1 protein-coding gene is annotated in these 561 nt (G+C 49.0%); it reads left to right on the top strand.

The annotated features are described in order from the left end of the window. On the top strand, positions 1-561 hold a 561-nt coding region (locus tag WMO23_RS11465), incomplete at both ends, for a nuclease/transposase family protein (RefSeq protein ID WP_494337470.1).

The following is a 561-nucleotide window of genomic DNA, read 5'->3' on the forward strand; positions in this document are numbered from 1 at the left end:
GGCAGCATTACTTCGATACTCATCAATTCTTGCGGTACGAAGAAAATTACCCCATTTGCAAGGAAAATGAAAACTATAGCTTGTTGCAGGCCGGTGTAGCCCAGCAGATATTGAAGATGGCCGACCGCAGTTTTCGTTCTTTTTTCGGGCTTTTGCAGAAAGTCAAGCCAGGTGACTATGGTTCAAAGGCTGTCCACCTGCCACACTATCGTGAAAAAGGGGGATGGTTCCATCTCGTCTTGTCGACGAACGCTATCAACATCAAGAATGGGTTCCTGACAGTGCCGCTGAGTCGGAAATATGCGAAAATCCATAACGGCCATCGGATTCGGATTCCTGTTCCCGACAGGATGAAGGAGAAGACGATTCAAGAAGTCCGCATCTGTCCCATGTATGGCGGACGGTATTTCAAGATTCAGTATTGTTACCTAAAGGAACCAGAGCCGGTGAAAGCTTCGCCAGACCGTGTCCTGGCTATCGACTTGGGCTGGACAATCTGGCCGCCTGCGTTACCAATACGGGGACGTCGTTCCTCATGGACGGTCGTAAACTCAAATCTAT

The sequence above is a fragment of the Megasphaera intestinihominis genome (assembly GCF_040096415.1).
Taxonomy (GTDB): domain Bacteria; phylum Bacillota; class Negativicutes; order Veillonellales; family Megasphaeraceae; genus Megasphaera; species Megasphaera intestinihominis.